6 protein-coding genes are annotated in these 7,635 nt (G+C 69.4%); 2 read left to right on the top strand and 4 right to left on the bottom strand.

What is annotated here, in order from left to right; all coding sequences use genetic code 11:
- The coding region (locus tag ACFVJS_RS24700; protein WP_378885975.1) for a collagen binding domain-containing protein at positions 1-2,018 on the bottom strand (2,018 nt) is incomplete at its 3' end.
- A 623-nt stretch (positions 2,019-2,641) separates the two neighbouring features.
- Here ACFVJS_RS24700 and ACFVJS_RS24695 point away from each other — a divergent pair.
- Together ACFVJS_RS24695 and ACFVJS_RS24690 are read left to right on the top strand one after the other, a co-directional pair.
- On the top strand, positions 2,642-3,544 hold the full coding sequence (locus ACFVJS_RS24695) for an HpcH/HpaI aldolase/citrate lyase family protein (RefSeq protein WP_378885973.1): 903 nt from the start codon (positions 2,642-2,644) through the stop codon (positions 3,542-3,544).
- A 241-nt stretch (positions 3,545-3,785) separates the two neighbouring features.
- The gene (locus tag ACFVJS_RS24690; RefSeq protein ID WP_378885971.1) at positions 3,786-4,706 is read left to right on the top strand and encodes a methylenetetrahydrofolate reductase; all 921 of its coding nucleotides are present in this window, start codon (positions 3,786-3,788) and stop codon (positions 4,704-4,706) included.
- A 102-nt stretch (positions 4,707-4,808) separates the two neighbouring features.
- Here ACFVJS_RS24690 and ACFVJS_RS24685 read toward each other — a convergent pair whose 3' ends face one another.
- The 3 genes from ACFVJS_RS24685 to kynB are packed head-to-tail and all read right to left on the bottom strand — an operon-like array spanning position 4,809 to position 7,491.
- Complete coding sequence (locus ACFVJS_RS24685; protein ID WP_378885969.1) at positions 4,809-5,609, bottom strand: tryptophan 2,3-dioxygenase; 801 nt, start codon at positions 5,607-5,609, stop codon at positions 4,809-4,811.
- Positions 5,606-6,859 carry a kynureninase gene (gene kynU / locus ACFVJS_RS24680; protein ID WP_378885967.1) on the bottom strand — a complete coding sequence of 418 codons (1,254 nt, stop codon included), beginning with the start codon at positions 6,857-6,859 and terminating at the stop codon, positions 5,606-5,608. Before kynU ends, ACFVJS_RS24685 begins: the two co-directional genes overlap by 4 nt.
- Positions 6,856-7,491 carry an arylformamidase gene (kynB, locus tag ACFVJS_RS24675; RefSeq protein ID WP_378885965.1) on the bottom strand — a complete coding sequence of 212 codons (636 nt, stop codon included), beginning with the start codon at positions 7,489-7,491 and terminating at the stop codon, positions 6,856-6,858. The genes kynU and kynB overlap by 4 nt, the downstream gene beginning before the upstream one ends.
- Positions 7,492-7,635: the final 144 nt, after the last annotated feature.

Here is a 7,635-nt window from a genome sequence, read left to right as displayed (position 1 = left end):
CCGGTCGTACGACTCCGGGAAGCCCTTGCGGGCGGTGAGGCCGCGGGCGCGCAGCTCCGCCATGGGGAGCGGTCTTCGCCGGGTCGTCGAGGCTCGCCACCCAGGCGTCCTGAGCCACTGGTCGGTGGGTCGGCCGGCTCGGGCGTCGGTGTATCCGGGGTAGGAGTCGGGTCCGGTGTCGGGTCCGGCGTGGGTGTCGGGTCCGGCGTCGGTGTCGGGTCCGGTGTCGGAGTCGGTGTCGGGCTCGGCGAGGCGACCTCGTCGAGCCGGAAGTCCTGGCCGCCGCGGATCTCGCCGGCCGAGGTGATCGCGACCGTACGCGACGCCTCACCCACCACTCGCGTTCCCTCGGGCGCGGTGACGGTGATGGTGTAGTCGCCGGCCGGAAGGTTCTCGACGATGTAGCCGCCCGCGTCGTCGGTGGTGGCGGTGATCGGTCCGTCGGGCCCGTCGACGGTGACGGTGACACCGGCGACCGGCTCTCCGGTCGAGGCGTCGGTGACCCGTCCTGCGATCGTCCCGGGTCGGGTGAGATCGAAGTCGACCCCGGTCACGTCGGTCGAGGCCACGGTGACCGGTCGCGAGGTGGCGCCGGAGTAGCCCTCGGGCGCGTCGATCTCTGCGGTGTAGTCGCCCGGTGGCACGCCGTCGAGCACGTAGTTGCCGTCGCCGTCGGTGACGGTCGTGATCGGGTCGCCGCCGCCGGCGGGGACGAGCCGCACCTGGACGCCGCCGAGACCGTTGCCGCCGCCGGTCACCGCGCCCGAGACGCTGGCGAGCTGGTTGACCACGAAGTCCTGGTCGGTGACCGGGGTGTCGTCGATGGTGATGTCGGAGCGGGTGGTGCCGTCGGGGCCCGCGGTGTAGCCCTTGGGGACGGTCAGGGTCACCGAGTAGCCCGTGCCGGCGGCGTTGTCGTCGAAGAGGTAGCTGCCATCTGCCCCGGTGGTCGTGGTCGCGGTGGTCCCGTCGGGACGGGTCAGGGTCACCGTCGCACCCGGGACCGGGGCGCCGGCGTCGTCGCGTACGGTGCCGCTGATGGGCTGCGGGATCACCTGCCGCACGTCGAAGTCGGCTCGGGAGGCCGGGTCGCCGTCGTTGCCGCGGTTGCTGACGGTCGCCTCGGTCTGCCCGACGCTCACGCAGCCGTCGGGCTGGGTGAGTCGGACGGTGTAGCCGTCCTGGGTGGCGTACTCGCCAAAGGAGTAGGTGCCGTCGGGAGCGGGGCTCGTGGTCGCCAGCGTCTCGCCGTAGGGCGAGACCAGGGTGAGCACCGAGCCCTCGACCGGGCACGAGCCGGAGGTCGACACGTCGGTGACGGTGCCGCCGATCGGGCGGGCCCTGCTGACGAACCAGGTCTGGTAGACCGGGAACCCGGCACGGCGGGTGAAGACGAAGGTCAGGCTGGTGAGGCGGATGTCGGGCTCGTACCAGCCGCTCGCCCCGTTGGTGTCGGTCGCGGTCGGGTTGCCCGTCAAGGTCGAGGTGGCCGCGTTCCAGGTCGGCTGGTCGGCGCCGCCGGCGTAGTTGAACGATCCCTGGAACCACGAGGAGATCTCGGTGGCCGGAACGTCCTCGCCGTTCTCGTCGGTCGCCCGGATCTGGACCTGGTCGGAGTCGATGTCGCCGAGCACGAACGCCCATCCGGTGTCGGGGGTGGGATCGGCGAAGGTGTAGGTCGTGGTGGAGGCCCCGGTCGGGGTGTCCGCCTTCGGACGGAGGTTGACGTACGCCGAGCCGCGGCTCGAGCCGTACTTCGCACCCGGCGGCGTGCCGGTGTCGAGGAAGGTGGACGCGCCGCTGGGAAGAGCGACGTTGGCCCGCGAGTCACTGGCCATCTGAGCCGCGGGGAAGCCGGCCGACCGCTGGGTCATCGTCGTCGAGTAGTCGTTCGATGTCCCGGAGATGGGCGCCCACTCGGCCCATGAGTCGGTCATCGCGTGAGCCGGTGCAGGCAACAGCACCGTGACGAACACTCCGGCCAAGAGCGCCAACGCCAGGCAGGCCCGGTTGAACATGGGAGGGGATCCTTTGCTTCCGAGGAGCAAGAACGCTGTGTTGGGGGGACTTAGGAAGGCTATCCGAGCGAGGTCCGACATTTGTGCTCTGAATCACGCGTGTGATTGAGGTTGGCGTCGTTCGACACCGTGGAATTCCTCTCCGCAGGGCGCGGGATCGAGCGGACCGATCGCGCTGGCCTCGGATGAGGGCAACCGCGCGGTGAGCGCGGTGACGGCCCAGGCCTGCCGACCGAGGTGGCCAGAGCCCGCTCGTCGAGGGGGCGTCGAGAACGCCAGCGAGACCGAGAGCGATACGAAGTTGCCGGGAGGAGGAAGAGCGCATTGATGGCGAGGTTGATCGCAGGGCTGAACAGGAGCAGCGTACGCAGGAACGGCTGCCGCCGGCTGGAACTCAGTCCCACGAGAAGGTCCGCCACGGGCATCGATCCGGCTTTGGCCGAGTCCGGCGCCGACGGGCCACCTGGTCGACTTGGCCTTTCAGGTCGACCAGGACGAGGTCTGATGTGGGTTACGTCTCAACCCCCTGCGCCCGAAGCCTTCCTACTCGCGAGTCACCCGCGCGTTGGTTTACCGTCCAAATCGCGCCCAGCCCAGGACGCCAGTAGGGAGATACGCGAACGATGAGCACGACCCAGATCGCCGAGAAGCGCGAGGTGCGCGAAGCCAACCGAGTCGAAGGTCACAACGCCAGGTCCTGGCTGCTGGTCTCCGCGATGCGTACGGAGATCTTCGACGACGCGCAGCTCAGCCGCGCCGACCAGATCATCCTCGACATGGAGGATGCGATCGACACCTCGCTCAAGGACCAGGCCCGCGAGAACGTGACCACCTGGCTCAAGGGCGGCGGCCGAGCCTGGGTACGCATCAACGACTGGACCACCGACGACTGGAGCGAGGACCTCGCGGCGCTGGCCGGGATCGAGACGCTCGCCGGTGTCATGCTCGCCAAGACCGAGTCGCCGGACCAGGTGACCGACACCTTCCAGCGGCTCGGCGGCTCGACCCCGGTGATCCCGCTGCTCGAGTCGGCGCTGGGCATCGAGGACGCGGCGACGATCGCCCGGGCCCGTGGTGCCTACCGGCTCGCCTTCGGCTCCGGCGACTACCGCCGCGACACCGGTGCGGAGAACGACCCGCTCGCGATGGCCTACCCGCGGACCAAGCTCGTCCTCGCCTCGCGGATCGGCAATCTCCCCGGCCCGATCGACGGCCCGACGGTGGGCAGCAGCCACCCGCTGCTCCGCGAGCAGGGTGCCGACGGCGTCGCGATGGGTATGACCGGCAAGCTCTGCCTCGACCTCGAGCAGCCCGCCGTGATCAACGAGTCGTTCAGCCCGTCCCCGTCCGACGTCACCTGGGCCTACGAGTTCCTCCACAAGTTCGAGGAGGGCGGCCGCGTGATCCGCGACGGCAGCGACAAGCCCCGCCTGGCTCGTGCCGAGACGATCAAGCGTCGCGCCGAGCTGTTCAAGATCAAGCCGGACACCTACGGCGACCCGGTCGCGGGCCCGAGCGTCTACTGACCTCTGGCCGACTCGGCGCGTCTGCCCCAGATATCCATGCCGAGTCGGCGCTGATGTCCCACGAATCACTGCCGAGTCGGCGCATCTGTCCCATGCGGTTGGGGCAGTTGCGCCGACTTGGCTTCGGAATTCGGGACAGACGCGCCGACTGAGCATGTATCTGCGGGGCAGTTGCGCCCACTCGGCGCACGGGGGTGGGACAGATGCGCCGAGTGGGCCGGCCTCGGCTAGCGTTGACGTCGTGGATCTGCAGCAGCGCATCAGTGACCGGGCCGGTGAGATTCTGCTTTTCGCCGTCACCCCGCCGAGGGTGACCACGGACCCCGAGAGGGTCCAGCAGATCGCAGAGGTCACGCTCGAGCGCATCCGGCCGCTCGACGTGGACGGTCTGATCCTCTACGACATCGACGACGAGTCCGACCGCAACCCGGAGGAGCGGCCGTTCCCGTTCGTACGCACCCTCGACCCCGCTCAGTTCCTCGAGCGCAATCTCGCCGGCCTCGACGTGCCGGCCGTGGTCTACCGCGCCACCGGAAAGTACGAGGAGTCGGCCCTGCGTGACTGGGTCAAGACCCAGGACCCGGCCAAGGCGCTCTCGGTCTTCGTCGGTGCCTCCTCGGGTGAGAAGCGCGTCGCCACCAGCCTGCGCCGGGCCCAGGAGATCCGCAGGGAGACCAACCCCGACCTGCTCCTCGGAGCCGTCGCGATCCCCGAGCGCCACACGGCCAAGGGCGATGAGCACCTGAGACTGATCGCGAAGCAGGAGGCGGGCTGCTCCTACTTCGTGAGCCAGGTCGTCTACGACGTCAACGCCGCCAAGAATCTCGTCTCCGACTACCGCTACGAGTGCGAGAGCCGCGGCCTGCAGCCGGTCCCGATCGTGTTCACCTTTTCGGTGTGCGGCTCGATGAAGACCCTGGAGTTCCTCCGCTGGCTCGGCGTCGACGTCCCGCGCTGGATCGAGAACGAGCTGCGCCACGCCACCGACACCCTCGACGCCTCGCTCGAGCAGGCCGAGGCGACCGCGATCGAGCTGATGTCCTTCTGCCGCCAGCTCGGCGTGCCGTTCGGCATCAACATCGAGTCCGTCTCGATCCGCAAGGTCGAGATCGAGGCCTCCGTACGTCTCGCCGAACGGCTCCGCGGCAAGCTGGAGCGCTGAGCCGACCGGGATGTTCGTCTAGGTATGCAGCCGAACCGTCACTTCCCGTGCGGAGCTCCGCCAGGGATGTGACGGCTGCCCTGCATACCTAGACGAACAGACTCACAGCCCAGTACGCATCGCCCACAGCTCGGGGAACAGGATGATGTCGAGCTGCTTGCGCAGGTAGGAGACCCCCGAGGTCCCGCCGGTGCCGGGCTTGAAGCCGATGATCCGCTCGACGGTGGTCACGTGCCGGAACCGCCAGACCCGGAAGGCGGTCTCCAGGTCGGTGAGCTCCTCGCCGAGCTCGTAGAGGTCCCAGTGCTTCTCGGGGTCGCGGTAGACCTCGCCCCAGGCTGCTTCGACGGCGTCGGAGGCGGCGTACTCCTGCTTCCAGTCCCGGTCGAGATGGTCGGCCGGGATGTGGAAGCCGCGCCGGGCGAGCAGTCGCAGCGACTCGTCGTAGAGCGAGGGCCGTCCGTACGCAGCCAACACGTCCTTCTCGTGCGGCCGGCCCTCGTGGGCCCGGAGCGTGTAGGCCGCCTTGTTGCCGAGCGCGAACTCGATGCAGCGGTACTGCCACGACTGGAAGCCCGAGCCGGTGGCCAGGTAGGGGCGGAACTTGTCGTACTCGGTCGGGGTGAGCGTCGAGAGCACGTCCCAGGCGTGCACGAGCTGCTCCATGATCCGGGATACCCGGGCGAGCCCCTTGAACGCCGGGCGCACGGCGTCCTCGGCGAGCAGCCGCTGCGCCTCGGTCAGCTCGTGCAACGCGAGCCGCATCCACAGCTCCATCGCCTGGTGCTGCACGATGAAGAGCATCTCGTTGTGGTCGCCCGAGAGTGGGTGCTGCGCGCCGAGCACCTCCGGCAGGTGGAGGTAGTCGGAGTAGTCCATCGGAAGGTCCTGCGTGGTGCTCATGTCACTGCTCCTCGGGTCCAGAAGCGCTCGTCGCGCCATTCGTCGTTGTCCATCACCGAGACCAGGTGGTCGACGGCATCCCAGACGTCGACGTAGCGGGTGTAGAGCGGGGTGACGCCGAAGCGCAGGATGTCCGGCGAACCTGCCCGGAAGTCGCCGACCACTCCGCGCTCGATGAGCGCCTGCACGATCGCGTACGCCCCCTCGTCGGTGCTCAGCGACAGCTGGCTGCCCCGCTGCGCGTCCTCCAGCGGGGACTCGATCGTGAACCCCCGCAACCGGGACGCGACCAGGTCGGCGAAGAGCCGGGTCAACGCGAGAGACTTCTCCCGGAGCGCCTCGAGGCCGCCGTACGTCTCGGCCGCGAGCAGCGTGTCGACACCGCACTCCAGCGCGGAGATGCCGATGACGGCCGGGGTGCCGGACAGGTAGCGCGAGACGCCCTCCGCCGGGCGGTAGCCCGGGGACATCTCGAACGGCGCCGCGTGCCCCATCCAGCCCGACAGCGGCTGCTCGAAGCGGTCGACGTGACGGGGATTGACCCACAGGAACGCGGGCGAGCCCGGGCCGCCGTTGAGGAACTTGTAGCCGCAGCCGATCGCGAAGTCGGCATCGGCACCGCGCAGGTCGACCGGCACCGCGCCGGCCGAGTGGCACAGGTCCCAGACCGCGAGCACGCCGTGCTCGTGCGCGAGAGCGGTCACCGAGGCCATCGAGTGCAGGTAGCCGGTGCGGTAGTTGACCTCGGTCAGCATCAGCACCGCGGCCCGGTCCAGCCACCTCTCGATCTCGGACGGGGAGTCGACCAGGACCAGCTCGTAGCCGCGGTCGCGGCACAGCGATGAGGCGATGTAGAGGTCGGTCGGGAAGTTGCTGCGCTCGCTGACCACGATCCGCCGCTCAGGTGCGTCGGCAGACGCGATCGAGAGCGCGGAGGCGAGCACCTTGTAGACGTTGAGCGAGGTCGAGTCGGCGACCACGACCTCGCCTTCGCCTGCGCCGATGATCCGGGCGATCTTGTCGCCGACGCGCTGGGGGAGGGTGATCCAGGAGGCGGTGTTCCACGACTCGATCAGCCCCTGCCCCCATTCCTGGGTGACCACCTCGGCCACCCGACCGGCGGTGGCGCGGGGGAGCGCGCCGAGGGAGTTGCCGTCGAGGTAGATCGTCTTCTCGGGCAGATCGAACAGATCCCGCAGCGGGGCCAGCGGGTCGGCCTGGTCGAGAGCGACCGCGTCGTCGCGGTTCATTCGGCACCTTCCTGGGTGATCGCACGGAGCACGGCCCGCACGGGCGCGGCGTCGGCGGTGGTGAGCTTGAGGGGGAGCGCGATCAGCTCGTAGTCGCCCGCGGGCACCTCGTCGAGCAGCAGGTTCTCCAGGATGCGTACGTCGTGACGATGGGTCGCGAAGTGGGCCGGCAGATCCTTGGAGGTGGCCGGGTCCAGGCTGGCCGCGTCGGTGCCGACCAGCCGCACCCCGTTCGCGGCCAGGACCTCGATCAGCTCGGGGTCCAGCGCGCAGAAGTCGTCGTCCCAGGTCGTCGGCTGGGTGGCGTACGTCCGGAACAGCACGCGCGGCGGCAGGTCGGTGACGTCGACGTGGTCAACGGTGACCAGCGGACGCACCCCGGTCACGTCGATCACCCGGCACGGGCCGAGGAACGGCTCGAGCGGCATCTCGCCGGCGGGCGCGCCGCCGTCGGTGAAGTGCAGGGGTGCGTCCGCGTGGGCGCCGACGTGGGCCGACACCGAGATCTCGGCGACGTTGACCGGGCAGCCGGGGCCGATCCGGAACGTCCAGCCGACCTCGGTCGCGTGGTCGCCGGGGAAGACCGGCGAGTCAGCGTGAACGGGTGGTGAGATGTCCCACAGTTGCGCCATGTTCCGCAGCCTAGACGACCCGATTTTCCGTCGACTCGGCGCGTTGTGACAGGTCATCCCGTCGAGTCGGCTCATCATGACCGATCATCCCGCCGAGTCGGCGCGTCATGACGGGCCGACTCGACGCTGGAACGGGTCAGGATG

Source organism: Nocardioides sp. NPDC057772 (assembly GCF_042798075.1).
Classification (GTDB): Bacteria; Actinomycetota; Actinomycetes; order Propionibacteriales; family Nocardioidaceae; genus Nocardioides.
This window is presented reverse-complemented; position numbering and strand designations above follow the sequence as displayed.